The organism is Arthrobacter sp. KUASC02 (assembly GCF_059739395.1).
The window spans coordinates 3,439,368-3,465,564 of the sequence record NZ_AP046053.1; the positions used below are offsets into that span (position 1 = coordinate 3,439,368).

At 67.8% G+C, this 26,197-nt stretch carries 19 protein-coding genes; 7 read left to right on the forward strand and 12 right to left on the reverse strand.

Annotated features, from left to right (window positions below; all coding sequences use genetic code 11):
• Positions 1–11 precede the first annotated feature (11 nt).
• Positions 12–1,412 (forward strand): DUF58 domain-containing protein, encoded by a 1,401-nt coding sequence (locus tag AC6JAC_RS15790; RefSeq protein ID WP_454697972.1) that lies wholly within the window; start codon positions 12–14, stop codon positions 1,410–1,412.
• Positions 1,409–3,943, forward strand: coding sequence for a transglutaminase TgpA family protein (locus tag AC6JAC_RS15795; RefSeq protein WP_028270416.1), 2,535 nt, complete (start codon positions 1,409–1,411; stop codon positions 3,941–3,943). The genes AC6JAC_RS15790 and AC6JAC_RS15795 overlap by 4 nt, the downstream gene beginning before the upstream one ends.
• 24 nt (positions 3,944–3,967) lie before the next feature.
• Here AC6JAC_RS15795 and AC6JAC_RS15800 read toward each other — a convergent pair whose 3' ends face one another.
• Positions 3,968–5,467 (reverse strand): NAD-dependent succinate-semialdehyde dehydrogenase, encoded by a 1,500-nt coding sequence (locus tag AC6JAC_RS15800; RefSeq protein ID WP_028270417.1) that lies wholly within the window; start codon positions 5,465–5,467, stop codon positions 3,968–3,970.
• Between the two features lie 155 nt (positions 5,468–5,622).
• Entirely contained in the window at positions 5,623–6,564 is a 942-nt protein-coding gene (rsmI, locus tag AC6JAC_RS15805) for a 16S rRNA (cytidine(1402)-2'-O)-methyltransferase (RefSeq protein ID WP_028270418.1), read from the reverse strand.
• A gap of 54 nt (positions 6,565–6,618) precedes the next feature.
• Between rsmI and AC6JAC_RS15810 the strand changes: the two genes are divergently transcribed.
• Both AC6JAC_RS15810 and AC6JAC_RS15815 read left to right on the forward strand, forming a co-directional pair.
• Complete coding sequence (locus AC6JAC_RS15810) at positions 6,619–8,334, forward strand: dolichyl-phosphate-mannose--protein mannosyltransferase (RefSeq protein WP_497965366.1); 1,716 nt, start codon at positions 6,619–6,621, stop codon at positions 8,332–8,334.
• 57 nt (positions 8,335–8,391) lie between these two features.
• Positions 8,392–10,221 carry an AMP-dependent synthetase/ligase gene (locus AC6JAC_RS15815; protein WP_497965368.1) on the forward strand — a complete coding sequence of 610 codons (1,830 nt, stop codon included), beginning with the start codon at positions 8,392–8,394 and terminating at the stop codon, positions 10,219–10,221.
• Between the two features lie 118 nt (positions 10,222–10,339).
• Here the strand turns inward: AC6JAC_RS15815 and AC6JAC_RS15820 are convergent, their stop codons facing one another.
• Together AC6JAC_RS15820 and AC6JAC_RS15825 are read right to left on the reverse strand one after the other, a co-directional pair.
• Complete coding sequence (locus AC6JAC_RS15820) at positions 10,340–11,572, reverse strand: TIGR01906 family membrane protein (protein ID WP_497965370.1); 1,233 nt, start codon at positions 11,570–11,572, stop codon at positions 10,340–10,342.
• Between the two features lie 122 nt (positions 11,573–11,694).
• Complete coding sequence (locus AC6JAC_RS15825; RefSeq protein ID WP_347893518.1) at positions 11,695–12,687, reverse strand: stage II sporulation protein M; 993 nt, start codon at positions 12,685–12,687, stop codon at positions 11,695–11,697.
• 71 nt (positions 12,688–12,758) lie between these two features.
• Between AC6JAC_RS15825 and AC6JAC_RS15830 the strand changes: the two genes are divergently transcribed.
• Positions 12,759–13,568, forward strand: a complete 810-nt coding sequence (locus tag AC6JAC_RS15830; RefSeq protein ID WP_028270423.1) for an RDD family protein — start codon at positions 12,759–12,761, stop codon at positions 13,566–13,568.
• Positions 13,569–13,578: 10 nt separating this feature from the next.
• On the opposite strand, the gene AC6JAC_RS15835 is transcribed toward AC6JAC_RS15830, so the two are convergent.
• The 5 genes from AC6JAC_RS15835 to AC6JAC_RS15855 all read right to left on the reverse strand — a co-directional run bounded on the left by AC6JAC_RS15835 (position 13,579) and on the right by AC6JAC_RS15855 (position 18,712).
• On the reverse strand, positions 13,579–14,811 hold the full coding sequence (locus AC6JAC_RS15835) for a L,D-transpeptidase (RefSeq protein ID WP_497965373.1): 1,233 nt from the start codon (positions 14,809–14,811) through the stop codon (positions 13,579–13,581).
• A 139-nt stretch (positions 14,812–14,950) separates the two neighbouring features.
• Positions 14,951–16,180, reverse strand: a complete 1,230-nt coding sequence (locus AC6JAC_RS15840) for a L,D-transpeptidase (RefSeq protein WP_497965375.1) — start codon at positions 16,178–16,180, stop codon at positions 14,951–14,953.
• Between the two features lie 158 nt (positions 16,181–16,338).
• Positions 16,339–17,817, reverse strand: a complete 1,479-nt coding sequence (ahcY, locus tag AC6JAC_RS15845) for an adenosylhomocysteinase (protein ID WP_497965377.1) — start codon at positions 17,815–17,817, stop codon at positions 16,339–16,341.
• 133 nt (positions 17,818–17,950) lie between these two features.
• The gene (locus AC6JAC_RS15850; RefSeq protein ID WP_347893511.1) at positions 17,951–18,232 is read right to left on the reverse strand and encodes a Trm112 family protein; all 282 of its coding nucleotides are present in this window, start codon (positions 18,230–18,232) and stop codon (positions 17,951–17,953) included.
• Between the two features lie 90 nt (positions 18,233–18,322).
• On the reverse strand, positions 18,323–18,712 hold the full coding sequence (locus AC6JAC_RS15855) for a DUF3499 domain-containing protein (RefSeq protein ID WP_028270428.1): 390 nt from the start codon (positions 18,710–18,712) through the stop codon (positions 18,323–18,325).
• A 154-nt stretch (positions 18,713–18,866) separates the two neighbouring features.
• On the opposite strand from AC6JAC_RS15855, the gene AC6JAC_RS15860 reads away from it, so the two are divergent.
• The gene (locus AC6JAC_RS15860) at positions 18,867–19,394 is read left to right on the forward strand and encodes a metallopeptidase family protein (protein WP_347893509.1); all 528 of its coding nucleotides are present in this window, start codon (positions 18,867–18,869) and stop codon (positions 19,392–19,394) included.
• A 19-nt stretch (positions 19,395–19,413) separates the two neighbouring features.
• Here AC6JAC_RS15860 and AC6JAC_RS15865 read toward each other — a convergent pair whose 3' ends face one another.
• The 3 genes from AC6JAC_RS15865 to AC6JAC_RS15875 are packed head-to-tail and all read right to left on the reverse strand — an operon-like array spanning position 19,414 to position 25,056.
• A complete protein-coding gene (locus AC6JAC_RS15865) occupies positions 19,414–21,099 on the reverse strand; it encodes a DUF5719 family protein (protein ID WP_497965380.1) in 1,686 nt (561 codons plus the stop codon).
• A complete protein-coding gene (locus AC6JAC_RS15870; protein ID WP_497965382.1) occupies positions 21,092–24,481 on the reverse strand; it encodes a glycosyltransferase family 2 protein in 3,390 nt (1,129 codons plus the stop codon). The genes AC6JAC_RS15865 and AC6JAC_RS15870 overlap by 8 nt, the downstream gene beginning before the upstream one ends.
• Before the next feature lie 29 nt (positions 24,482–24,510).
• Complete coding sequence (locus AC6JAC_RS15875) at positions 24,511–25,056, reverse strand: WhiB family transcriptional regulator (protein WP_081818858.1); 546 nt, start codon at positions 25,054–25,056, stop codon at positions 24,511–24,513.
• A 418-nt stretch (positions 25,057–25,474) separates the two neighbouring features.
• Here AC6JAC_RS15875 and AC6JAC_RS15880 point away from each other — a divergent pair, with 418 nt between their 5' ends.
• On the forward strand, positions 25,475–26,176 hold the full coding sequence (locus tag AC6JAC_RS15880) for a TIGR03089 family protein (protein WP_497965384.1): 702 nt from the start codon (positions 25,475–25,477) through the stop codon (positions 26,174–26,176).
• Positions 26,177–26,197 lie beyond the last annotated feature (21 nt).

The window sequence follows — 26,197 nt, forward strand, 5'->3', positions numbered from 1 at the left end:
ACGGCGCCACGATGGCCCTCACCGACAGGCTCCCGCGGCATCTCTTCAGCACTCGCGGCTGGGGGTTGCTGGCTGCCGGTGTGGTCTCATTGCTGGCAGCACAGGTCATGGGCAGGCGCGACCTCCTCTCGCTCGGCATCCTGCTGATCGTCCTCCCGCTGGTTTCACTGGCAGGGATACGCCTCCTCAAGCCCCGGTTCAAGGTGTACCGGGAATTCAGCCCAGCCAGTGTGGAAACGTCCTCGACCACCACCGTGCGCCTCGCTGTGGCCCGGACCGGCCCGGCCACCGGCCAGGTCATCATGGAGGAACGCCTCCCGTCGCGGTTCGGTGAGTCGCCGGCCTTCCGTTTCCCGTCACGCTCGGCGACCGGCGGGACCAGCCGCTACGAATACCACCTCCGGTCCGGCAAACGGGGTCAGTTCGTCATTGGCCCGGTGACGGCCGAGTTCACCGATCCCTTTGGACTTTCGCTGCACCGCCACGCAATCGACGACGGCGACACCCTGACGGTGACGCCCGCCGCCGTCGAACTCCCCGCGACGGGACTTGCCGGCGCACGCGGCAACGACGGCGTCACGGCCACGCGCATCCGGGCAAACCCGAGCGACGACGACGTCATGACCCGCGAATACCGCCACGGAGATCCGATGCGCCGGGTCCACTGGGCCGCGACCGCCAGGCACGGGGCCCTGATGGTGCGGCAAGAGGAATCCGTGACCACGCCGGAGGCCACCATCATCCTGGACCAGCGGTGGTCGGCGTTTGCGCGCGGACCGGGCGCCGCCTTTTCTGCCACGTCCGGTGAGGACGGCCACGAACTGGTCACCAGCGACACCTTCGAATGGGCGGTTACGGCCGCCATGTCGGTGAGCGCCCATCTGGCCGAACGCAACTACGCCCTGCGGTTCCTCGACCCCGCGGGGGAAGCGGCCTTCCTGCAATCCCCCTCCGCCCCGGAACCGGAGGCCGAGGAATACACCGGGTCCGCGGGCCTGCAGTCCATCGCCGAGAGCCTGGCGGCCATCCAGCTCTCCGGCGCCCACCATGCAGCGCACCATGCAGCGCCCGAATCGGGTCAGCGGGCCTTCGACGACCGGCTCATGGACAAGCTTTCCGCCCACCGCCAGCGCGGCCCCATCATGGCGATCCTGGGCCACGTGCAGGCAGCCGAGGCACGCTCGCTGTCCGCCGCCGCCGGGTTCGGGGCCAACGCCTTTGCGATCATCGTCACCGACCATCCCGGAGAGTGCCGCGACGCCGTTGAGGTCCTGCGGTCCGGCGGCTGGCGGGCCGTGGCCATCACCCCCGGCACATCGGTGGCAGCGGCGTGGTCCTCTTTCGACCAGCGCGATGCGGCTGCCGCCACGGCCGCCGCGGACGTCCGCCGCGCCACAGGAGTCAGCCGATGACCATGACTCCCCAGCGGCACTCCGGTCCGGGGACCGGCCGCACGTCCGAGGTCCTGGCACCAGCCACGGCGCCGGCTCCACGGCCGCGCCGGGTCGGCGCGCAGCCCTGGGTCATGGCCGCTGCCGTCGCCCTGGCCGTCGCCGGCGCCGCCCTGTCCCTGAACGGAGTGCTGCGGGGCTGGGCCTGGTATCTTCCGGTGCTGACCACAGTCTTTGTTGTTGCCCTGGCCATGGCCGCCCTGAGGTCGCTGCGGGCGCAACCCTTCTTGGTGGCGCTCGGCGGCTTCGCAGCGCTCGTCTTCATCCTGACCTTCACGTTCTTCCGCAGGTTCAGCATCGCTGGGTTCATTCCGTCCGGGGACACCATGGAGCAGTTGGGCCGGTATCTGCGCCGGGCCAGCGAAACCGTCCTGGCCGAGAGCTCCCCCGTGGCCCCGAACGCCGGCATCGTACTGGTCACCTGCGCGGTCCTGGGCCTGGTGGTCATCTTGGTCGATGCCCTTGCGGTGCCCCTGGCTCTTCCGGCAACCAGCGGGCTGGGGCTCGTGGCCGTCCTGGTGGTACCGGCCATGGTCAAACCGCAGAGCGTCGGGCCGTGGGCGTTTGCGGCCGCTGCCGCCGGCTACCTCATGATCCTTGCCTGCAGCCAGTGGTTCGCCCCGGCTGACCGCACCGTGGCCGACACCGCCCGGAATCCCGGACAGTTCCGCCGTGCGGCCCTCACGGGGGGCATGGCGCTGGTGATCACGCTCCTCCTCCCCCTCGCCATTCCGGGCTTCGACCAAGGCACGTTTCCGCAGGGTTCCAGGCTCAACCCGTGGGGTTCGTCCACCGGCCTCAACCCCATGATCAGCCTGGGCAACAGCTTGCGGAGTCCATCCGGCGACGGGCGCATCACCTATGCCACCAGTGCCAGCAGGCCCCCTTACCTGCGGTCCGTCACCGTGGACCGGTTCGACGGCGATTCGTGGTCACCGGACGACCGTGACGGGTCCCGCCGGGTGGGCGTCGGGCGGATGGACACCGGGTATGAGATCGTCGCTGACGAGCAGGTCCGGCAGGTCACTGCGATCAATACCGGGCGTTTCACCAGCCCCTACCTGCCGGCGCCGTACGCTCCGGACTCGGTCAACGGCCTGGACGGGCGGTGGAGCTGGGATCCGGCCACCCTGAGCATCAAGGGCGTGGACACCAACTCACGGAACCAGCAGTACGTTGTGCAGTCCAGCGCCCCCAGGCTCACGCCCGAACTGTTGTCCCGGTCTTCGGCGGCGGTTCGCGGGATCTCGGAGGAATTCATCCGGCCGCCCAACAACGTGCCGGACATCGTGCGCAGCACCGCGGACACGGTGACCGCGGGAAGCAGCACGGCGTATGCCAAGGCAATGGCCATCCAGAACTACCTGCGCTCCGTCGAATTCACCTATTCCCTGCAGTCCCCCGTGCAGGGCGGCTACGACGGCAACGGGCTCTCCGTTCTGGCGGACTTCCTGACCCAGAAGAGCGGCTATTGCATCCATTTCGCCTCGGCCATGGCCGTGATGGCCAGGCTGGAAGGGATCCCCAGCCGCATCGCCGTGGGGTATGCACCGGGCCGGTCCACGGGCGGCACGGTTTCGGTTCCCGGGCAGGGCGCACTGACAGAATACGAAGTTGACTCCAGGGACGCGCACGCCTGGCCGGAACTGTATTTCCAAGGACTCGGCTGGGTGGCATTCGAACCCACACCTTCCCGTGGCATGGTGCCGGACTACGCAGCGCAGGCCTTCACGCCGGGCGGCGCCGGCACCAATGAAAACAACGACGACCTCATCCCGTCCAATGCCGCCACACCGGGTGCCACACCGGAAACACCCGCGCCGCTCCCCGGGCTGGATTCGGCCGGTGAGGCAGGGCACCCGCTGACGCTCCCGCTCTACGGCGCCGCCGGCCTCCTGGTCCTTGCGCTGATCGCCGCATCGCCCCGGATGGTCCGCACCGGCCTGCGGTCACAACGGCTCAGGCGCGCACCGTCCCCGGGGGGCAACGCGGCCGCGGCAGCCTGGGCCGAGCTACGGGATCTGGCCACCGACTACGGACTGGCTCCCGGCCTCAGCGAAACTCCGCGGCACTTCTCCGGCCGGTTGCGCTCGTCGGCTGCCCTGGGCGGGCCGGACAATGCGGACGACGCCGGCGCCCGGGCGGTTGCGTCGCTGACCGCTGACTACGAACGCCAGCAGTACGGGCCGCCGGCCGGGACGCCCGACGGCGCCGCCGCTGCCGGGGCTGCGGGAACTGCCGGGGCCGCCGGCGCCGCCGCACCCTCCGCGGCAGACAGGATGGCGGTGGTGCAGGCATCGCTGCGGAGGCACTCGCGGCCGGCCCGCAGGCTCCGGGCGGAATGGCTGCCGCCGTCGGTCATGAACCGGTGGGGGCGCATCGTCACCGCCCCGTTACGTGCCGTCGCACGGGCCGCCGCCATACCGGCGCAGGCCGCCGCGCGGTCCTGGCGGACGGTGCGCGACGGCCTGCGGAGGCTGCGGCAGGGTTAGCCTGCCGGCCGGACTGCGTCCGGACTAGCCGGCGTAGGGGTCGGCGATGCCGATGTACTGGGTGTACAGGTATTCCTCGATGCCCTCCAGGCCGCCTTCGCGGCCCAGGCCGGACTGCTTGACGCCGCCGAACGGGGCGGCCGCGTTGGACACGACGCCGGCGTTCAGGCCGAGCATGCCGGTCTCGAGGCGTTCGCCCATCCGGATGCCCCGGTTCAGGTCCCTGGTAAACACGTAGGCCACCAGGCCGTACTCGGTGTTGTTGGCCAGGCGGACCGCCTCGTCCTCGCTGCCGAAGGTGATGATCGGCGCGACCGGCCCGAAGATCTCCTCGGACAGGATCCGGGTGCCCTCAGTGACGCCCTTGAGGATGGTGGGCTGGTAGAAGTAGCCCGGACCGTCCACCGGACCGCCGCCGGCCACTGCCACGGCGCCGGAGTTCACGGCGTCGGTGACGAGCTCGTGGACCTTGTCCCGGCTCTTGGCATCGATCAGCGGACCCACCTTGGACTCCGGCTCGGTGCCGCGGGCGGTGGTCATCTCGCCCATTTTCGCGGCGAACTTCTCCGCGAACTCGTCCGCGACGGACTCGTGCACAATGAACCGGTTGGCCGCGGTGCAGGCCTCGCCCATGTTCCGCAGCTTCGCCAGCATCGCCCCGGCCACGGCGGCGTCCACGTCGGCGTCCTCGAAGACCACGAACGGGGCATTTCCGCCGAGTTCCATGGAGGTCCGCAGCACGGTTTCGGACGCATCCGAGAGCAGCCGGCGGCCCACCTCGGTGGAGCCGGTGAAGGAAAGCTTCCGCAGCCGGGAGTCCTTGATCAACGGGCCCGTCGTGGCGCCGGCCGTGGAGGTGGGGATGACGTTCAGGACACCGGCGGGCAGTCCGGCCTCCTGCATCACAGCGGCGAACAGCTGGGAGGTCAGCGGGGTCAGGTTGGCGGATTTGAGCACCATGGTGCAGCCGGCGGCAACGGCCGGGGCGATCTTGCGGGTGGCCATCGCCAGCGGGAAGTTCCACGGCGTGATCAGCAGGCAGGGCCCCACCGGCTTCTTCGTCACCAGAAGGCGGGACTTGCCGTCCGGGGACACCGAGTAGCGGCCGAATGCACGGACGGCTTCCTCGGAGAACCAGCGCAGGAACTCGGCGCCGTAGGTGACCTCGCCGCGGGCTTCGGCCAGCGGCTTGCCCATCTCCATGGTCATCAGCAGCGCGAAGTCCTCGGCGCGGGCGGTGACCATTTCGAACGCACGGCGCAGGATTTCGCCGCGCTCACGGGGCGGGACCTTGGCCCAGGAATCCTGCGCGGCAACGGCAGCATCGAGGGCAGCCTTGCCGTCCTCGGCCCCGGCGTCAGCGATGCTGAGCAGGACCTTTCCGGTGGCGGGATCTTCGACGTCGAACGTCTTCCCGGACGCCGCCGGGCGCCATTCGCCGTTGATCAGCAGGCCGGTGGGAACAGAGGCCAGCAGCTCGCTCTCGCGCTCCGCAGTAACAGTGGGCTGTGCAGTTACAGTCACGATGACTCCCTCGTCAGCAATTGGGGTGTGGGATGGGTTCAGCTCTCGGCTGCTTTACAGCCACGGTACTGCCGTCCGCTCCGGAGCGTCTATGCATGGGCGCACTACGCACTTTGGAACTTGCTGTGCAGCTGCACAAGGCCCGAGCCCGGCTTCTAGCGGGCGGCCAGGACCGCTGAGTAGAGCTCCCGCTTGCTGACTTTCGCGTCCTCGGCGACGGCGGCCACGGCTTCCTTCAGCCTGATGCCCTGCGCAATAAGCCCGTTGACGGCGGCCACGTGGTCCTCCGTCCGGCCCGGCTCGCGCTCCGGAGCGCCGCCCACCACCACTGCTATTTCACCGCGCACCTCGTTGGTTTCCGCCCACTGCAGCAGGTGGCCCAGCGTGCCGCGGATGACCTCTTCGTAGGTCTTGGTGAGCTCACGGCAGACGGCGGCCGGGCGGTCGCCGCCGAAGCGCTCACGGAGGGCCCGAAGCATCGGTTCCAGCCGGTGCGGCGCCTCGAAAAAGACCATGGTCCGGCGTTCGGCGTCGAGTTCGGACAGCCGGGAAGCCCGCTCGCCGGCCTTGCGGGGCAGGAAACCTTCAAAACAGAACCGGTCCGTCGGGAGCCCGGAGAGGGCCAGCGCAGTGAGGACCGCCGACGGCCCCGGCACCGCGGTGACCGTCAGGCCCGCCGCCACCGCGCCCTCTACCAGCCGGAACCCCGGATCCGAGACGGAGGGCATGCCCGCGTCAGTCACCATCACGAGGGTCTTTCCGGCCCGCACCTGGTCCAGGAGTTCGGCCGTTTTCGCGGCTTCGTTGTGCTCGTGGTAGCTGATCACCCGCCCGGCAACGGCGATCCCCAGGTTCTGCACCAGCCGGTGCAGGCGCCGGGTGTCCTCCGCGGCGACGATGTCAGCGGTGGTGAGGAGTTCAACGAGCCGGGGGGACGCATCGCCGACGTTTCCGATGGGCGTCGCAGCCAGCACAATCCTGCCCGGCTGCCCTTCCGCGGCGGGGGCCGCAGGTTCGGCTGCCGGAGCCCAGGCCTCATCGAAGGTGCCGTCATCATCGGAGCTGCTCGCGGGGGAGGTACTGAGTTGTTGGTCCACACGACCAGCCTACTGCTGGCAGGCTCTTCCAGCGCCAAAAGGTAGCATGGGCACGTGACGCAGACCTCCGTACCTCCTGTCGAGGCCGACCCGGCCGATCCGGCCAAGCCAGCACGGCCGGCCCCAGGGACATCGGGACGCAACCTTGAGGGGCAGCGGTGGATCCGCCGCCCGCGGGAAGCGTTCACCGAAGGCGCCCTGCAGGAGCGGCTGATCGGCGGCATCCGCAGCTGGCGTGACTATCCGCCGTCGCTGCGGCTCTGGTTCTGGCTCATCCCCGTCATCACCGCGGCGATCGGCGGCATCCTCCGCTTCGTCCGCCTGGAGAATCCGCGCAGCCTGGTGTTTGACGAAACCTATTACGTCAAGGACGGCTACTCATTCCTGGTCAGCGGGTACGAACGCAGCTGGCCGGACAAGGCCAACGAATCCTTCGTGGCAGGGAACCCCGGCGTCATCCTGTCCTCGCCCGAGTATGTTGTGCATCCGCCGGTGGGCAAGTGGATGATCGCGGCAGGAATGTGGCTGTTCGGCCCGGACAACCCGCTGGGCTGGCGGTTCGGCGCCGCGCTGACCGGGACCCTGTCCATCCTGCTGATCACCCTGATCGCGCAGAAACTCTTCCACTCGCTGACGCTGGGGGCCGTGGCGGGCCTGCTGCTCGCGGTGGACGGCCACCACCTGGTGATGTCCCGCACCTCCTTGCTGGACATCTTCCTGATGTTCTGGGTCCTTGCAGCTTTCGGCGCGCTCCTGATGGACCGCGACGACGGCCGACGGCGGCTCGCGGCCAGGCTGGGGCGCCAGGCCGGCGCCGCGCCGGACGGCAGGCCCTCCGTGGTCCAGCTCGTGTCCGGGCCCTGGCTCGGCATCCGCTGGTGGCGCGTTGCTGCGGGCGTCTGCCTGGGGCTTGCCGTGGGCACCAAGTGGTCGGCGCTGTTCTTTATGGCGGCCTTCGGGCTCCTCACGGTCTTCTGGGACCTGAGCGCGCGCCGGATCGCAGGCATCCGGGGCTGGATCAGCGGCGGCATCATCAAGGACGGGATTCCCGCTTTCATCAGCATCGTGCCTGTCGCCGCCCTGGTGTACCTTTCCACCTGGGCCGGCTGGTTCCAGTCGAAGGATGCGTACTTCCGCCATTGGGCCGACACCAACCCCTCGGCCCAGTGGGGCTGGCTCCCGGGTCCGCTGCGGTCCCTGGCCCACTACCATCTGGAAGCGTACAAGTTCCATCAGGGGCTCAGTTCCGACCACCCCTATGAGGCGAGCGCCTGGAGCTGGCTGGTGATGGGGCGGCCCACGTCGTTCTTCTATGAGTCCCCCAAACAGGGCAGCCCCGGTTGCGACGTCGCCAGCTGCACCTCGGCCATCCTTTCCGTGGGCAACCCCCTGATCTGGTGGAGCGCCACGGTTGCGCTGGTGATCCTGCTGTTCTGGTGGGCGGGCCGCCGGGACTGGCGGGCCGGTGCCATCCTCGCCGGGGTCGGCGCGGGCTACCTCCCCTGGTTCATGTACCCGGAACGCACCATGTTCACGTTCTACGCCGTGTCCTTCGAACCGTTCCTGGTCCTGGCCCTGACATATTGCCTGGGGCTGGTGCTCGGACGTCGCTCGGACCCGTTGTGGCGCCGGCGTTCCGGCCTGTACCTCGTGGCAGTCTTCGTGGTCGGAGCGGTGCTGGTCTCGGCGTTCTTCTACCCCATCTGGACCGCGGAAATCATTCCGTACCAGGACTGGCGCTTCAGGATGTGGATGCCGTCCTGGATCTAGGGCAGTATGGCAAGGGTGCCGGGACACCGCATCACGGATCCGGAAGGGAGACTGGCTGTGAGGGAAGCAAGCACTGAACTGCTCGTGGAGCTGGATCAGGGCAGCAACGTGACTGACCTGCTGCTGGGGCAGCACGCCAAGGACCCGTCGCACGCTGTGTATGCCCGAAAAGGTCCCAACGGCTGGGTTGACGTCCCCGTCCAGCAGTTCCTGGACAAGGTGGTGGCGCTTGCCAAGGGGTTGATCGCCGGAGGCCTGGCGCCGGGCGACACGGTGGCTGTGATGTCCGGGACCCGGTACGAATGGACCCTGGTGGACTTCGCCATCTGGTTCGCCGGCGGTGTGACCGTTCCGGTGTATGAAACTTCCTCGGCAAGCCAGGTCGAGTGGATCCTGCATGACTCCGGCGCCCGCAGGGTGTTCGTTGAGGACCCTGCCAAGGCCGGGCTCGTAGCCGGCGTCCTGGCCCATTCCGAACTGCTCGGCGACGCTGTGGTGACGGTCGTGCGTATGGACGACGAGGGCGGCGCACCGAACCTGGCGAGCCTCGCCGCCGCCGGCGCCGGCGTCACTGATGCCGAGCTGGAGCGGCACCGCAGCACGGCAGGCCTGGCCGACGTCGCCTCCCTGGTGTACACGTCCGGCACCACGGGTAAGCCCAAGGGCTGCGAGATCACGCACGGCAACTTCGCCCTGGTGGCCACCAACATCGTGGACTTCCTGCCCGAAATCCTGCGGCAGGAGGGCGCCCGGACACTGATGTTCCTCCCTCTCGCCCACGTCCTGGCCCGCGCTGTCCAGGTGGTGTGCCTCAGCGCCGGAGTGACCCTGGGCCACACCTCCAGCGCCGCCCAACTGCTGGAGGACCTCGCCTCGTACAAGCCCACCTTCCTGCTGGTGGTGCCCAGGATCTTTGAGAAGGTCTATGCGGGTGCCGGCCACAAGGCTGCCCTGGCCGGCAAGGAGCGGCTCTTCGCGGCCGCTTCCGCAGTGGCTATCGACTACTCCAGGGCGCTCGATGCCCGGGTCCGGGGAAAAGGCAGCGGACCCGGCTTCATGCTCCGCGCCAAGCACGCCGTCTTTGACCGGCTGCTCTACCCCAAGCTCCGGCAGGCCTTCGGCGGACAGGTCAAGTACACGGTCTCCGGTGCCAGCCCGCTCAGCTCCAACGACGCGCACTTCTTCCGCGGTGCCGGCATTCCCGTACTGGAGGGCTACGGCCTCACCGAAACCACCGCCCCCTGCACCGCCAACACCCCGTCGCGGACCAAGGTGGGCACGGTCGGCATCCCCGTGCCAGGCACCACTGTGCGGGTCGCAGACGACGGCGAGATCCTGGTCAAAGGCATCGGCGTCTTCAAGGGTTACCACGCCAACGAGGCAGCCAACGCGGAGGCTTTCGTGGACGGGTTCTTCCGCACCGGGGATCTCGGCTCGCTGGATGAAGACGGCTTCCTCACCATCACCGGCCGCAAGAAGGACCTCCTCGTCACGGCTGGCGGGAAGAACGTGGCACCCGGGCCGCTCGAGGAAAAGATCCGGGAGCACCAGCTCGTGGCCCAGGCCGTGGTGGTGGGCGACGGCCGGCCGTACGTCTCCGCCCTGGTCAACCTCGATCCGGAGGGCTTGGAGAACTGGTGCGCCGCCCAGCGGATTCCGGTTATGGGTGTGGCCGAAGCAACGTCGGATATCCGGGTCCGGGAAGCCGTGCAGGGCGCTATCGACCAGGCAAACCTGCTGGTCTCGAAGGCGGAATCGATCCGCAGCTTCGTCCTGCTGGCTGCCGATTTCACGGTGGAGTCAGGTCACCTGACGCCGTCACTGAAACTCAAGCGGGCCGCCGTCGTCCGCGACTTCGAAGCCCACATCAACGGCCTGTACCGCTAGACCCGGGCCGGTCCCCCGGCATGCGCCCACACAACACCCCGGCATGTGCCCACACAACGATGAAGGCGACCGGCCTGCGCCGGTCGCCTTCATCGTGTTCATGCCTCTGCGGAGTCCGCTACACCGTCGCGGAGTTTCCCCGGGTGCGCCGCTGCGCGGCGTCGGGGAGGTCAGTCGTCCCGGCGTCGCTGTCCGTGGCTGAGGCGTCCTGGGCGTCTGTGTCTTTGTCGTTCGTTTTCCTGGCAAGGCCGCGGCGCTTCCGCGTGGGCCAGGTGAGGATCAGGGTGGCAACGGAGGCGAGCAGGACCAGTGCGCCGATAACGATCCCGGAATCAACCCAGAACTGTCCCGGGAAGAGCCGGATCAGGGTGTCGTCCAGGGCGAATGTCCACGTCCCGTTGGCGAAGAAAATCCGGTGGAACTCGGTGAAGAACTGCTGCCAGCCCAGGGCGGCCAGAGTGCCCAGCCCCAGGATGATCACCAGGGTGGCGACGGAGCCGGCGAAGAGGCCGCGGCGGACTCCCCCGGTGCTGCGCCGGCGCAGGTAGATGATCGCGATGATGCCCAGCAGGATCAGCAGCGCCCCGCCGCCGAACGTTGACAGGATGACGAGCTTGACGTCCGCCATGTGGCTGACTTCGCCTTCCTGGAACAGCGCATCGCCGCTGCGGTTCACCAGTTCGCCGAGATACCGCGGGCCGGACCAGTTGCTGAGGTAGTCCACGGCGTAGGACCCGTAGGTCATGCGGTCATCGGCGCTGAAGCCGTAGCCGTCGCCGGGGAATCCCGGGCGGTTGTATTCAACCCAGAGGAACAGGGGACTTGCGACGGCCCGGACGGCCAGGACCAGGAGGACCAGCGGGTAGAAGACAGCCAGCAGCACCTGCATCACGCGCGGCAGGACGGGCTTGGTGTTGTTCGCCAGCTCCCGTTCGGCGTTCCGGCGTTCCACCTCGTCCTGCGGCGGGCGCACCTGGAGGGCCGAAGTGGGCAGGGGTTCGCGGAAATGCGTGCCCCTCCCCTGCGGCTCTGCGGCCGGTTCGACGGCGGACTCCGCCGCCTTGCGGTCGGCGCGGCTCCCGGCCTGGGAGACAGGGGTGCCGGCCTGGGAGGCAGGGCTCCCGGCCCGGGAGGCAGGGATGCCGGCGGACGCTGCCGGCTGGCCCTTGCCTGCGTCAGTGCCCGGAACAGGGGACGTGTGTCCGGCCGGGGTTGTTCCCTGTGCTTTTGCCGCCGTTCCTGCCCCAGTGCCGGCAGGCTTCATCCAGTCGAAGGCGGGCTCGGCAGTGTCGTCGGCCGGATCCAGATGCGGATCCTGCCGATTCGGCGGGGTGGGCGTCTTTTCAGTCACTGCAGTTTCACTTCCGTAGGCGTCCGCGTTGCCGGACACCGCCAGGCAACGCTACTTATCTCCAGATGAGCCTACCGTCAGGCACTCCGTGGCGGCAGGTGCCACCCCGTTCCGCCACGTATTCACGCAGCCAACGCCGTGTAGCCTGCATCAGCGCTATCGAGGTCGCCGCTGGCCCCGGAACGATAGGCACGCCTGCCCCACACCAGGACATACGTCCAGTACGCAGCCAGGACCGCCGCGCCGATCGTGATCTTGGCCCACACCGGAAGGCTGCTGGGGGTGACGAAGCCTTCCACGAGGCCGGAAACAAACAGCACCACCACAAGTCCCAGCGCCACGGTGATCAGCGAGCGCCCTTCCGCGGCCACTGCCTGGCCCCTGGTCCGGGGTCCGGGGGAAACCATGGCCCAGAAGATCTTCAGGCCCGCAGCGCAGGCAATGAACACCGCGGTGAGTTCCATCAGGCCGTGGGGAAGGATGTAGCTGAAGAAGACATCGGACTTGCCGACGGCGGCGAAGACCCCGGCCGCGATTCCCAGCCCCTGGGCGTTGCTGAAGAGGATCATCGGAACCCAGAAACCGGTAATGCCCAGCGCCACCGCCTGGGCAGCGATCCAGGCGTTGTTGGTCCAGACGGCACCGGCGAACGACGCTGCGGGATTCTCGGAGTAGTAGTCGACGAAGTCCCGCTCGACGTACTGCTTGACGGTTGCGTCCGAACCGAGGGCCCGGAGCGCATCGGGCGACGTGGCGATCCACAACGCGTACGCCCCCGCGACTAGGCAGAACGCCAGGCCGCACCAGACGGTAAGCCAGCGGATCCGGTACAGCGCCGCCGGAAGTGCGATGACGAAGAACCGTGCGAGGTCATCCATGAAGTTGGAGCGGGCCCCGGTGAAGCGTGTGCGGGCTTGGGCCAGTGTGGCCGACAGGGAGGCCGAGAGACCACTTTCGGGGGCAACCGACCGCAGCAGGGAAAGGTGGGCGGAGGTGGTCTGGTAGAGGCGCAGCAGTTCATCGGCCTCGCTTCCGTCCAGGCGCCGCTTGTACGCCAGCACGTAGAGCCGCGCCCACTTGTCCCCGTTGACCGCGGAGAACGCATCGATGTCCACGGCACTACCCTAGCGCCCCCGGATTAGACTGTGAGCGTCCGTAGGCGGCGTGTAGGGGACGGGGACCCGGTTTGAGCTCGATCATCACAGGTGAAGCAGTTGTCTTGGAGCTCCGGCCGGCGTCGTTCGCTGCGCGGGCGCTGGGCCTGATCCTGGACGTTGTTGCGAACGTCGTCCTCCTCATCGTGATGATGACGGTGATCTCCTCGGCCTACAGTGACCTCGACGGGGCGGCCGCACGTGCCCTGGTCCTGGTCAGTGTGGTGTTCTGTTTCGTGATCCTCCCGGTGGCGGTGGAAACCCTCACCCGCGGCCTCTCGCTGGGGAAGCTGGCGGCCGGGCTCCGGATCGTCCGGGACGACGGCGGCGCCATCCGCTTCCGCCACGCGCTGATCCGCGGGCTGATCGGATTCCTGGAGATCTACCTGACGTTCGGCGGACTGGCCATCGCCGTCGCGCTGTTCAATGACAAATCCAAGCGGCTCGGTGACGTGGTGGCGGGAACCTATTCCCTGCGCCGCCGGGTGCCTACCGAACCGCCGTTCGTCCCGTTCGTGCCTCCGCACCTGAGGTCCTGGGCGGCGCTGGCCGATATCGGCCGGATACCGGACGCGGTGGCCCGCCGCTCGGCGCAGTTCATCCGCCAGGCGGGACGGATGTCGCCGGCGTCGCGCGCCTCCATGGCGGTGTCCCTCGCCACCGAGGTTTCAGCCTGTGTTGCCCCGCCGCCGCCGGCCGGTACGGGTCCGGAGGAGTATCTGGCAGCCGTCCTGGTGGAACGCCGCGAGCGGGAACTGGCCCGGCTGACCCGGGCGCGGGCGCGGAGCACCGGTGTGGGGGAACGGCTGGACCGGCTCCCCTACAGCCGGGATGGCCGGTAGGCCGCGGGCACTACCGCTTGGCGTACTGCGCCCAGGGAATGTTCCAGTCGCCGTAGCCCTCCAGCGGCTCCACCGGCGGAGCGCCCGTGTTGAGGGTCTGGACCACGTCGCCGGTCTTCATGTTGTTGAAGAACCACGCTGCATCCGCAGGCAGGAGCCCCACGCAGCCATGCGAGACGTTGGATTTTCCGACGTAGCTCCAGGCGGATTCAAGGGCCTGGTGGACGTAAACGCCGGACGACGTCAGCCTGTTGGCGTATTCGACGGTCAGCGGCGGGTAGTAACCCTTGTCCCCGGGCTTGAGGCCGATGCTTCCGGCATTGAACTTGGAGTGCCGCTCCTGCTCCATGATCACGGCGTAGCCGGTGGGCGAGAGCCATTCGGCGTCGCCGAGGGTGACGGGAGCCGTCCGGACCAGCTGGCCGTCAAAGTAGACGTTCATGGTCTTGGTGACATCGTCCACGATGGCCACCCGCTGCGGGCCGACCTTGAAGCTGACCTTAGTGTCCACGTTGCCCACCATCTTGTTCCCGAAGTCGACGCCGAACAGCTTGAGGTCCACCGTGACCTGGCTGCCCGAGGCCCAGAACGCTTCGGGACGGATGCGCACGCGCTGGTCTGAGTACCAGCGCCAGGCGACCGCCTGGCCGGAGGATGAGATGACGGTGACGGCCTTCTCCATGGCCTCCTTGTTCAGGACCGGCTCGGAGAAGACAATTTCAATCGGCTGGCCCGAGCCCACGGTGGAACCGTTTTGCGGGTACACGGCGGCGTCCGCCTCGTTGGCCGTTGCCACCGTGGTGAAAGTCTGGGTCTTTTTCGTTTCGCGGCCCGCCTGGTCCACAATCGTGAAGGCGTAATCGTAGGCGGCGTCGAATTCCAGCGGGTCCAAAGCGGTCCAGGTGGAACCGTCGGCGCTGAGGGTGCCCTTGACGGGCGCACCGCCGTCGGCAGTCGCCAGGACGACGTCCTTCACGGTGCCGTTGACGGCTTTGACGGACGGCGCGACGGCGGGATTGACTCCCGCGGCGCCGTCCGTGGGGGTTACGCCGAGTTCGACTGCCTTGACGACAGGAGCCGCGAGCCCCGGTTCGTTGCGGACCGGGCTGGAAGACTCCGACTGGAATACGGGTTCGGCCCAGCTGGGAGCCGTGGCCACGCCGATCCCGCCGGCCGCGACCGCAACGCAGATGGCGGCAATCCCCAGGATTTTCATGGTCTTCCGATTGTGGACTTTAGTCATGACCTTCTCCATGTCCCCCGACAGGCCCGTGATCAGCCCAAATACCGTCTTGAATCTTCAGTTGATACCTTCGTCAGCGCGATAGTGAGGTGTTCAGCACTCACCGGTGACCAGACGATTTTACCGTATGCCGAACGGATCAATTGGCGTACTGCGCCCAGGGGATGTTCCAGTCGCCGAATCCGTCGTCGAAGTTGGCGTTTTCACCCTCGGTGTTGACTACCTGGACAACGTCGCCCGTGGTCATGTTCTCGAAGACCCACTGGGCGCCGTCCGGGCCCAGGCCGATGCAACCGTGCGAGAGGTTGCTGACACCGATGTACGGCATTGCGGAGTCCGTGGCCTGGTGGATGAATTCCCCGCTGGGTGTCAGGCGGGTGGCGAAGTTGACGTCCAGCTCGCCGTAGTAGGCCGGGTCGCCCGGCTTGAGCCCGATGCTGGCGGCAGACATATGCTCCACCCGGTACTTCTCCATGAAGACGAGGTAGCCCCTGGCCGAAGGGAACCGGGTGTCCCCCATGGTGGCCGGCCATGTGCCGGCCGGCTTGTCATTAACGCTCACCGAAAAGGTGTGCGCGGTAGCGTCGGCCACGGCGACCTTCTTGTCGCCGATGTGGACCGTGACCAACTTGTTAAAGTTTCCGATCTGGCCGTTGCCGAAATCAACCCCGAAAAGCTGCAGGTCCATGGTGACAGTGCTGTTGGCCGCCCAGAAATTCTCGGCCCGGTACCGGACCATGCTGTCGCTGAACCAGTGAAAGTCGCCCACCTGGCCGGACGTCGAGGAGACCTTGATGGCTTTCTCCACCGCGTCCTTGTTCAGCACAGGTTCGCTGAAGGTGATCTGCAGCGGCTGCGCGACGCCGACCTTCATTCCGTCCAGCGGGTAGACCGCGGCATCCGCCTCGTTGGCGGTGGACACCGTGGTGAACGTGCGGGTGCTGTTGGTCTTGCGGCCCGCAGCGTCGGCCACCACAAAGCTGTAGGTGTAGCTGCTGTTGAACTGCAAGGGCCCGGCGGCTGACCAGCCCGTACCGTCCGAGCTCAGGCTGCCCTCGACTGCTGCGCCGTCGCCGCCCGTGAGGGCCACGCGTTCAATGGTTCCGTTGGTGACTTTCAGCGATACCGGGGCTGCCGGATTTACCTGCTGCGCGCCGTCCGCCGGCGACGCTGCCAGTTGCACCGGCGCCACCACCGGCGCCGCGAGTCCCGGCGTCGTTCGCTCCGCGGAACCCGCTTCGGATTCGAAGGCGGCGTGGGCGGCCCCTGGTGCCACGGCGGCGAAAACGCCGCCGCCGGCGGCCAGCAGGCACAGCGCCCCAAGCAAAAAGGCCTTCCGGCCGGTGGTCCAGCGTTCCCTTGCCGTCACGACGCGGGGACCTTTGCAGTCATCATGGGCACAGCATAGGGCACGCTCCTTGGAGTTGACGGGGTATCCGGCAACCCGAAGGCCACGGCGAAGGGCCCCGGAAGTCATTCCGGGGCCCTCGCGATGCTGCTTTTACGGCCGCCTGGGCGGCTGCGCGCTTAGTAGCGGTAGTGGTCCGGCTTGTACGGGCCGGCAACGTCCAGGTCCAGGTACGCGGCCTGCTCCTTGGACAGTTCCGTCAACTCGACGCCCAGGGCGTCCAGGTGAAGCCGGGCAACCTTCTCGTCAAGGATCTTCGGCAGCACGTAGACCTGCTTTTCATACTCCCGTTCGCCTTCGGGCTGGTCACGCTTGGTGAAGAGTTCGATCTGCGCGATCGTCTGGTTTGCGAACGAGTTGCTCATCACGAAGGACGGGTGTCCGGTGGCGTTGCCCAGGTTCAGGAGGCGGCCTTCGGAGAGGACGATGATGGAGCGTTCGTCCGGGGTGCCCTGGTCAAAAACCCATTCGTGGACCTGCGGCTTGATTTCCACCTTCTTGATACCCGGAATCCGGGCCAGGCCGGCCATGTCGATCTCGTTGTCGAAGTGGCCGATGTTGCCGACGATGGCCTTGTCACGCATGCCGGCCATGTGCTCGGCCATGATGACGTCCTTGTTGCCGGTGGTGGTGATGAAGATGTGGCCTTCACTGAGGACCGATTCCAGCTTCGCCACCTGGTAGCCGTCCATGGCTGCCTGCAGTGCACAGATCGGGTCGATTTCGGTGACGATGACGCGCGAGCCCTGGCCGCGGAAGGCCTCCGCCGCACCCTTGCCGACGTCGCCGTAACCGCAAACGACGGCGATTTTGCCGCCCATGAGGACGTCGGTGGCACGGTTGATGCCGTCCGGCAGCGAGTGCCGGATGCCGTACTTGTTGTCGAACTTGCTCTTGGTCACGGAGTCGTTGACGTTGATGGCCGGGAAGAGCAGCTTGCCCTGCTCCGCCAGCTGGTACAGACGGTGCACGCCCGTGGTGGTTTCTTCCGTGACACCCAGCAGGCGGGAGCCGATGCGGGTCCATTTCCGGGCATCCGCTGCGAGCGAGGCACGCAGGACATCGAGGAAGACACGCCCCTCATCGGACTCGTCCACGGCTGCCGCCGGAACGGACCCGAGGGCTTCGAATTCGACGCCCTTGTGGACCAGCATGGTGGCGTCGCCGCCGTCGTCGAGGATCATGTTCGGACCGAGGTCCGGGTTGCTGTCCGCGCCGGGCCAGGTGAGGATCTGCTCGGCGGTCCACCAGTATTCCTCGAGGGTCTCGCCCTTCCAGGCAAAGACGGGGACGCCCTGCGGGTCTTCGACCGTGCCGTTGCCCACCACAACGGCCGCCGCGGCTTCGTCCTGGGTGGAGAAGATGTTGCAGGAGGCCCAGCGGACCTCGGCGCCCAGAGCAGTGAGTGTTTCGATCAGCACGGCGGTCTGGACGGTCATGTGGAGCGAACCGGCAATCCGGGCGCCCTTGAGCGGCTGGCTGGCGCCGAACTCTTCGCGCAGGGACATGAGTCCGGGCATCTCGTGCTCCGCGAGGCGGATCTGGTGGCGGCCGGCCTCAGCCAGTGAAATGTCGGCAACCTTGTAATCGAAAGTCATGTGAGTCCTTGTGTTGTATCCGGAAAATTCTGGAACGGCGGAAGTCCGTGTCCGTTCGGCGAACCATGGGAAGTTCGACGCCAAGCGGACGGGCGATGGGCCGGCCGGGCGGTTATTCGGGCCGGCGGTGAAGCTATACGGCGTTGGCGGGCCCTGAGGCCGCAGGGTTTGATGCCGCGGGGCTTGTTGCCGCGGTGCCGTGCCCGCCGTCATGCTGGTCCGACGCCGCGGCGTTCGCGGCGGCGACGAGTTCCGGCGGCAGCAGCAGCGGGATGCCGTCCTCGATGGCGTAGCGCAGCTTCTCCCCGGAGGCACCGGCGGCAGTCGAGACGAGTTCTTCGCCTTCCTGCACCAGTGTTGAGCCGGTTACGGGACAACGCAGGACGGACAACAGGTCAGGACTGATCTTTGGCATGGTGAATGCTCCCTGATGGGCGCCGCAGCAGGCGCCGGTGGCCGATGGATTTGCAGCTTCCAGCGTACAAGCTTCGCGGCGCGGCCGGGCTCAGGACGGTTCGCGGAGGACCCGCAGGTGTCCCCGCCGGGCGCCTTCCGAAGCCGGCGGGGCCTCAAGCGCCGCGTGGGCGGAACGCTGGCCCGGGGCAGGGTCCGCGGCGGACGGTCGCAGGGCCGCCTCGCGGACGGCGTTAGCGAGGGCCAGCAGGTCATCGGGCCCCGGCTGCGGCGGCGTTGCCGGCATGGCCAGGCGCAAAACTTCCCAGCCCCGCGGCACTGTCAGTGACCCGGCATGCTGTTCGCACAAATCGTAACAATGGGGCTCGGCGTACGTGGCCAGTGGCCCCAGGACGGCCGTGGAGTCCGCGTAGACGTACGTCAAAGTGGCCACCGCAGAGTTACGGCAGGCTGACCTTGAACATTGACGAATAGCACCCACGACATCACAGACTACTCCCCGTTGGCCGTTGTGCCGTACATTCCTGCCCGCAGTGTCCTGTGGTGTCGTCCGTGCTGCCGCAAGTTGCCGGGATGGTCCGTGTGGCGTTTCTAGTTATGTCGCGTATTTCAGGCGGCGGGTTTAGAGTCAATGTATGCAGCAATCGCACCACGTTCCGGGTTTTACGGTCCGGTTGGCTGACCCGGGAGCCGGCCAGCCGGCGGACACCGCCGCGCCCGCGTCAACAGTCCGCGGGAAGAGCTTCCGGGAGCGCCGCAGGAACCGCCATGGGCGTGGCCTGCGCGGCGAACTGATGCTGCCTACGCTTCCGGGCTACCGCACCCGTTCGGACCGCTTCGACGAGATGGTCATGGACTCCGCCCAGCGTCTCCACGACATCTGGGGCAAGCCCCTGGACGGTGTCAGGTTTGCTGTTGATGAGATCCCGCAGGGCCTGGAGCAGCTGGTTGCGGACCGCTCCCCCGCGCCGATGGGTCTTTATGAGCCCGCCGCCGCCGGCGAAGGTCCGGTGATCACGCTCTACCGCCGGGTCATCGAGAACGCCTGCTCCAGCCGCGAGGAACTCCAGGACCTGGTGCACGACGTCGTGGTGGAACGCACCGCTGAAATGCTCGGGGTGGCACCGGAAACACTGGACCCCGTCTACCGGCGCCGGTACTAAGCACCGGCACCGGCTGGTGCTAGTAGCCGAGCTTCACCGCGACCTGTTCCTGTCCCGCGGCGCCCGGCGCCACCGCCACTGCGCCGATATCCGCGCGCCCGTCCTGCTCCAGCAGCACTGTGCCGTACGCAGCATCTCCGGACGCTGACACGACGTACCCCAGCACCGCCGAATCAGCCACCTCCGCGGGCACCTTGATGACTGCGGTGGTGCCGCCGGCGATGTCCGCGGCGGCCGCACTGCGGACCTTGCCGTCAGCAGGGATGGGTGTGTAGGTGATCTTGGCCCGGTCCTCGGGTGCACCGAAGACCAGGTAGCGTTCTCCACCTCGCGGCACCGCCACCACGTGCTGGCTCCCGAGCCTGGCGGATGACGGCGACCAGGCAAAGTCCGTGGCGCCGTCCGACTTGAGGCCGCGGGTTACCCGCGCCGCAGCGGCGAACGACACGTCGGAACTGGCCGCAACGGTGTATTGGCCGGCCGGAACACCCGCCAATGAAACCTCCGTCACGGATCCGCCCTTGGCCGTCACCACGCCGCCGCCCGGCAGGGCCTTTTGACCATCGCGGCCGTACAGCTTGATTTCCACCACGGCGTCTGCAGGGCCGGGGACGGCGATCTGCAGCGCCGCCGCGGCGTCAGCAAAGCCTTGTTTGGCCGTGAGTGCCTTGGCGGAGGCCGGGTCCTGGATGTCCAGTCCGGACATGACCTGCCGCGTCGCCGGTGCCGCGCCGGGCACAATAAAGTCTACGCCGCCGGGAGTTAGCCCTCTCAGGACGCTCTGCTGGACCACGGCGGTGACCGGACCTCCGGCGCTCCGGGCGTGGATGCTGAGCTTTGCCTGGCCGGGCGCCAGTCCGGCCAGGACGATGGAGCGGGTGGTTCCCGGCGCAACCAGGAGTCCGCGGCTGCCGGGGGCCTGGATCTGGCCTTCGGCGCCGTACAGGTCCAGGCTGACGGTCGCCGGGGTGCTGGAGGCGTTGCTGAGGTTGAGTACTGCGGTCCGCCCCAGTGAAGTGTTCGCACCTACAAGCCACAGGTCGTTCGACGGCGCCTGGCAGCCGGCCGCGGCCAGGCCCTGCAGGTCACCGTCGGTGGCGGTGTAACTCATCACTCCACCGGCCGTGGCCTGCTGGTTGCCTGCCGCATCCGCGCTCAGGACGCTGACGGAATCCACCGAGCGTTCGGACACGACCCCTGCCAGCAGCGCAGGAGGGGCGGTGGCAGCGGTGGGGCTTCCGGGATCCTTGGCGATTTCGGCCAGCGGATTTCCGTTGAGCTCGGCAAGCCTGCTTCCGGGCAGCACTCCTGCGTTGGTACTCAGCACTGCGCCGTTGACCAGGGTCCTGGCGGTGGCCGATTCCGGGCTGAACTGCGGGTCGGTGCCCACGGGGGTGCCCTCCAACAGGCGGGCGGGGCCGGGGCAGATCCCCACGTTGCTTCCCGCAGGTACTGCTGCCAGCGGTGCTTCGAGCGTGCGGCTGCCGGCGCTTTGCGGGCCCATAGACGCCGCCGCCACCAGGCTTCCGGCCGCAGCCACGATGACCACTGCCGAGGCCAGCCCCGCCACCGTTCCGCGCACAGCTCTCCCGCGGCCGGTGAGTCCCTTCAGGCGTGCTGCCGCGGGCGCGGCTTCCCCTGCGTGGTCAGCCTCGTGGTCCGCGGTCGCTGCCTGCGGCACGCCGTCGTTCCCGTCCTTATGCATGCTGATGTTCCTTACGCAGGGAGCCTTCATCGCGGGAGAGGCCGGTGTTCGGCCGGCGGGCGGGCATGGGAATGGCTAGCAGCACGGTCAGTCCAATGACCGTGGCCTGGACGACGGCGGTCCACCCCGCCCACGGGTTTTCGTAGCGGATGGTGAGCTGTCCGGCCTGGGCGGGAAGGGTGAACGCCTGGGACCAGCCGGACGTTGTGGACGTCAGCCGCCTGCCGTCCAGCCATGCCGACCACCCCGGATCGGAACGTTCGGCGAGAACCACCAGCCGGCCTTCCGGCCCTTCCGGAACTGCGGCATCAACCGATTCCAGTCCGGAGGGCAGGAGCCCTATCGCTGCTCCGGCACCGTCCACGATGCGCACCCGGTGGGCGACATCCGCGGCGTCGATGACAGGCTGGTTGAGCGGGCTGATCCGCCAGAGCCAGCCGACGTTGGTCTGCCCCACGGCGACCAGTCCGGGCACGGCATCCATCCGGCTCGCAGTCAGCTGCGCGGCGGTGTCCGAGGACCGGAGGACAACGAAGCCTGCCCCCAGGCGTTCCAGTTCAGGGCGCGGGTCAACGCCCTGGCCGGCGACCACGGTGGCCACGACGCTGCGCAGGGCTGCGGTAACGGCGTCGTCATCCCTGACGGTCTCTTTGCCCGGGTCGCCCATGATGTTGCGGGCGGCAGCAATGGCGGACAGTCCGTCCAGGGTGGTGCCTGCACCCCTCACGATCGAGGCGTTGAAGCTGCCGTCCTCAGCCGTGTCGATCACCAGCGTCCGGGTCTGCTCCGGTCCCTGGCCGCGGTCGATGGCCGTTGCGGGCAGTGTGCGGGCAGAGGTGGAAGCAATCTGCCGAGGGGTGCCCCAAGGGGCCGTTCCCGCAGTCTCAGGGGCAGCACCGGCAGCTGCGGCCGCGGAGGCGGACTGCAGCAGGTTCTGGGCTGCCCAGGCGCTCAGTCCGGCCACGGGCCCCGCGACGAGCAACACCATGGCAAGGACAGACATGCACTTAAGAGCGATCCGGCGGGCGGCCGGTGCGGCAGCTGTCCGCTCCGCGAAGCCGAGCAGACCGTCGGCGCCGATCAGGGCGGCACCCAGCAGCAGGAATCCGGACGCAGACACGGCAGGTCCCGTAAAGGGCGTGACCAGCGTGTCGGCGCTGGCGCCCGTGGCGACGTGGCCGGCGAGCCAGCCGCCCGCGAGGATGATCAGGGCGGCCACCCACAGGGCACGGGCAACGCGGGTGCGCTTGCCGGGGACAAAGAGTGCCGCCGTCGCCAGGGCGACGACCGGGAAACCGACCAGGAGGGCAAGGAGCAGCGCCCACGGGACGGCAGTTCCGTCGAAAACCGTAAGGCCGGCCAAACCGCCGTCGGCATCAAAGTACAACGGCTGTCCCAGCAGCTGCTGCCACAACGGCGCGCCATCAAAACCGAGCGGCACGCCGGGGTCGGCCAGCAGTGCCCGCGGGCGGTCGAGGACGGAGAACCCGAAGGGAACAAAAAGCGCTGCGCTCGGAAGCAACGCCCACCAGACAGTGCGTCCGCGCCGGCCCAGCAGGATCCCGGCAAGGACAACCACGGCGGCGGACGGAAGCAGCAGCGACGGTGCCGCGGCTGCCACCACAGCCAGCGCCAGGCCGGCGGCAGCTGCGGCGGTCCACGATGGCATCCCGTTGACGCCGGGCTTGGCGGGAGGCTTTTCGAGGAAGCGGCGGTCCCCCGGTTCGGGCACGGCAAAGCGGCCCTGGCCACGGGCAGTGCCGGTGGCACGCAGCAGGGCCACCACCAGTAGCGGAATCATGATGTGGGCTACCAGCGCACCCAGGCGCCCCTGGTTCAAAGCGACCTGCAGGGCGGGCGCCCCGCCCCACACGAGTGCAGCCACGAGGCGGAACCGCCGCCGCGTGGTCAGGCCGCCGGCTGCAAACCAGGCGGCGAGGCCGGAGAGCGGCATGGCCAGGAGCAGCAGCCAGGCCAGGGCGCTGTTGGCATCCCCGCCGCCCGCAATGCCAAGAACCCAAAGGAAGAGGGCGAAGGGGTCGCCGTGGCCGGGGAGTCCGGCGCCCAGCCCGATCCACCAGCTGGTGGCGTGGTGCCAGATGTCCGAGACCTTCGACGAAACGGGAATCAGGCCACCGCCGGAGACTGCTTCGGCGCGGAACAACCCCGAAAGCCCGATCAGCGAGGCGGCCGCTGTCAGGATCACGGCCAGCAGGGCGCCGTTGCCCACCCAGCCGCGGTCCGAGGTGGTCAGCGCGGCGAAGTCGTCCGTGGAGTCACCGCTGGGCTGTTCGGCCAGCGGATCGGTTCTGGCCGAGTCGGGGCCCTGGTCGTCGGAGCCCAACGCTTCAATGAGGGAGCGCCGATGCGCCCAGACCTCGCGCCGCGGGGTCTGGAGTCCTTTGATCACCGAGCGGCGGATCCGCCGCGTCCGTGCTGCGTCGCGGCGCCCGCGGATCACCGCCGCGGGACGGCCCAGCGCCACAAACGTCGCCATGAGCTGGGAGAATCCGTGGCCGGGATCCTTGACGGCAATGCTCAGGACGAGCTTGAACAGGCTCCCCAGCAGTGCCCCCGCCGCGTGCAGCGGCACCTTCCACCACACGGTGTGCTTGAGGCGGAGGTAGACCTGGGCCTTGCGGGCTGCGCTGGCGCTCCCCAGCGCATGCGGCCGGTGCGACACATGGAACATCCGCGCTGTGGGAACCACCACCACGCGGTGTCCGGCAAGGCGGTTGCGCCAGCAGAAATCCACATCGTCCCCGGTTCCGGGCAGGGCGGCGTCAAAACCGCCCAGTTCCTCCCAGACGTCCCGTCGTACCAGCATGCCGGCGGAGTTGACCGCGAAGGTGTCGCTGCGGCCGTCGTACTGCCCCTGGTCGAGTTCATCCGCTTCGATGAGGGTCAGCCGTTCAGCCCAGCGGCTGGTGGAAAGTCCGACGTCGATCAGCCGGCGCCTGGCATGCCAGTCCAGCTGCTTGCAGCCGGCCACCGTCACCGACGGTGCCCGCTCCACGGCATGGAGCAGTTCGGCGAGCGCTTCCGGCGCGGGCGCGGCATCATCGTGCAGCAGCCAGATCCATTCGGCGTCGGCCGCCGGCCGGTCGCTGTCCCGGGGAACACTGTCCTGGGGAACGCTGTCCCCGGGATCTCCGTTTCGGGGGGCCAGGGCGGCCAGGCCGGCCTTGACCGCATCCCCCATCCCGGCCCGTCCCTGCTGGAAGGTGGTGACGTTTGCCTCGCCGAACGCCTGGTCCAGCAAGGCCAGGGAATTATCCCGTGAGCCGGTATCGACGCCGATGAAAGCATCAACGGGTCGGGTCTGCTCCGACAAAGCCGCCAGGGTTCTGGGGAGATAGTCACCGCCGTTGTGGGCGACCACAACGGCGGTGACATGTACTACTTGAAGAATTAGACCGCTCGCTTCCTCAGCCGACGGCGCTCGCGCTCGGAGAGGCCTCCCCAAATGCCAAAGCGTTCGTCGTTCGACAGTGCGTATTCGAGGCACTGCGAGCGTACGTTGCAGGCGCCGCATACTTTCTTGGCGTCGCGGGTGGACCCTCCCTTTTCGGGAAAGAATGCCTCCGGATCGGTCTGGGCGCACAAGGCGTCCGTCTGCCAGCCGAGCTCGCCTTCGTCGTCGAAGTCCTGCTCGAAGGGTAGCCCGATCCAGACCGGTTGCGCGGTGGTTTCCGAGTGCAGTGTCTGCAGTTCCATCGGAGGATCGTGGAGATCGTTGTCCTGGTCGGGGTTGCCCGCCAGGAGTGCTTCATGTGCTGCCAGGAAGGCCGTAGCCTGGTCCTGCAGCAGATCGTTGGTGCTCTGGTTATACCGCTCGGCGGCATCCGGATCGGCCGGATCTACATACCAATCACTTGGCACACCGCGCGAACGGTATTTTGCCGACGCCTGACCCGCGACGACTGCATCTTCATGGATACGCTCAACTTGCCCCATTATGGCGTCCCTCCTGATGTTGCTGCCCCTGACTGAATACCTGGACACTCGGTTGTGTGGCCCGTATCTGCGCAATGGCGTTCGATAACTAATTACACGTGTGTAAGTCGTTGGGAGTCAAGCGGCTGCCGGGATAATAATCAACTTCGTGCTCAATCCGCCGCCGCGCCACGCCCATGAATTTTCGGACGACTCGCCGCCAACACAGGACTTTCAACAGCATACTGACTAGTTTTCTGGGAATTTACCGGGAATCCCGGGAAATCCTCCGTCCATCGTGATTTAGGCAATCAAAGTGATCAAAAACGACGTGTCGCAAATCACACACACTTCGGCGGGTGCCACTTCCCCGTAGCCCCGCATACCACCCTCCCGTCCAGGCCTCCCGCCCAGGCAGGCACCGTGGCAAGATGTTCGCATGAGCATCCCCGCGATCGACTTGATGACTGCACTGCGGTCCGGCCATTCCACTTCTCCCCGGCTGACCTGGTACGGACCGGACGCCGAACGGGTGGAATTGTCCGGCCGGGTCCTCGACAACTGGGTCGCGAAAACCAGCAACCTGCTACAGGACGAACTCGATGCCGAGCCCGGGATGCGGCTCCGGCTGGACCTGCCGGCGCACTGGAAGTCGATGGTCCTGGCCCTTGCCGCCTGGCAGCTCGGGATGGAAGTGGTCCTCGACTCCGCTGACGCAGAGCTCCTTGCCACCGGCTCGCCGGAGGCGGACCCCCAGGGCGGGTTCGACGCCGTCATTGCAGTTCCGCTTCCGGCGCTGGCCATGCGCTGGCCCGGCGAACTGCCGCCCGGCGTCGTCGATTTCGCTGCCGAAGTGCGTTCGCACGGCGACGTCTTTATGGCCCATCAGGATCCGGAAGGGTCACAGCGGGCCATCGTGTCGGCTGCCGGCACATCGCATCCGCACGCAGAACTGCTGGAAGGCTTCGCCGCCACGCACGATACCGGTGTGCGGTTGCTGGTCCGGGCCGGCGACGGACTGGAGCAGGCCTTGGTCCAGTCGCTGGGCGCGTGGCAGAACGGCGGTTCGGTCGTCCTGGTCCACCCTGACGTTTCGGTGACCGAGAAGCTCCTCAACGACGAGCGCGTGCAGGGAGGCTAGGCCCCAGCCGCTCCGGCCGTC

Excerpts from the sequence above, each read along its gene's own strand:
- AC6JAC_RS15790 (WP_454697972.1), top strand. The coding sequence starts at position 12 with ATGGCCCTCACCGACAGGCTCCCGCGGCATCTCTTCAGCACTCGCGGC.
- AC6JAC_RS15795 (WP_028270416.1), top strand. The coding sequence starts at position 1,409 with ATGACCATGACTCCCCAGCGGCACTCCGGTCCGGGGACCGGCCGCACG.
- AC6JAC_RS15835 (WP_497965373.1), bottom strand. The coding sequence starts at position 14,811 with ATGACTAAAGTCCACAATCGGAAGACCATGAAAATCCTGGGGATTGCC.
- ahcY (WP_497965377.1), bottom strand. The coding sequence starts at position 17,817 with ATGACTTTCGATTACAAGGTTGCCGACATTTCACTGGCTGAGGCCGGC.
- AC6JAC_RS15850 (WP_347893511.1), bottom strand. The coding sequence starts at position 18,232 with ATGCCAAAGATCAGTCCTGACCTGTTGTCCGTCCTGCGTTGTCCCGTA.
- AC6JAC_RS15860 (WP_347893509.1), top strand. The coding sequence starts at position 18,867 with ATGCAGCAATCGCACCACGTTCCGGGTTTTACGGTCCGGTTGGCTGAC.
- AC6JAC_RS15865 (WP_497965380.1), bottom strand. The coding sequence starts at position 21,099 with ATGCATAAGGACGGGAACGACGGCGTGCCGCAGGCAGCGACCGCGGAC.
- AC6JAC_RS15875 (WP_081818858.1), bottom strand. The coding sequence starts at position 25,056 with ATGGGGCAAGTTGAGCGTATCCATGAAGATGCAGTCGTCGCGGGTCAG.
- AC6JAC_RS15880 (WP_497965384.1), top strand. The coding sequence starts at position 25,475 with ATGAGCATCCCCGCGATCGACTTGATGACTGCACTGCGGTCCGGCCAT.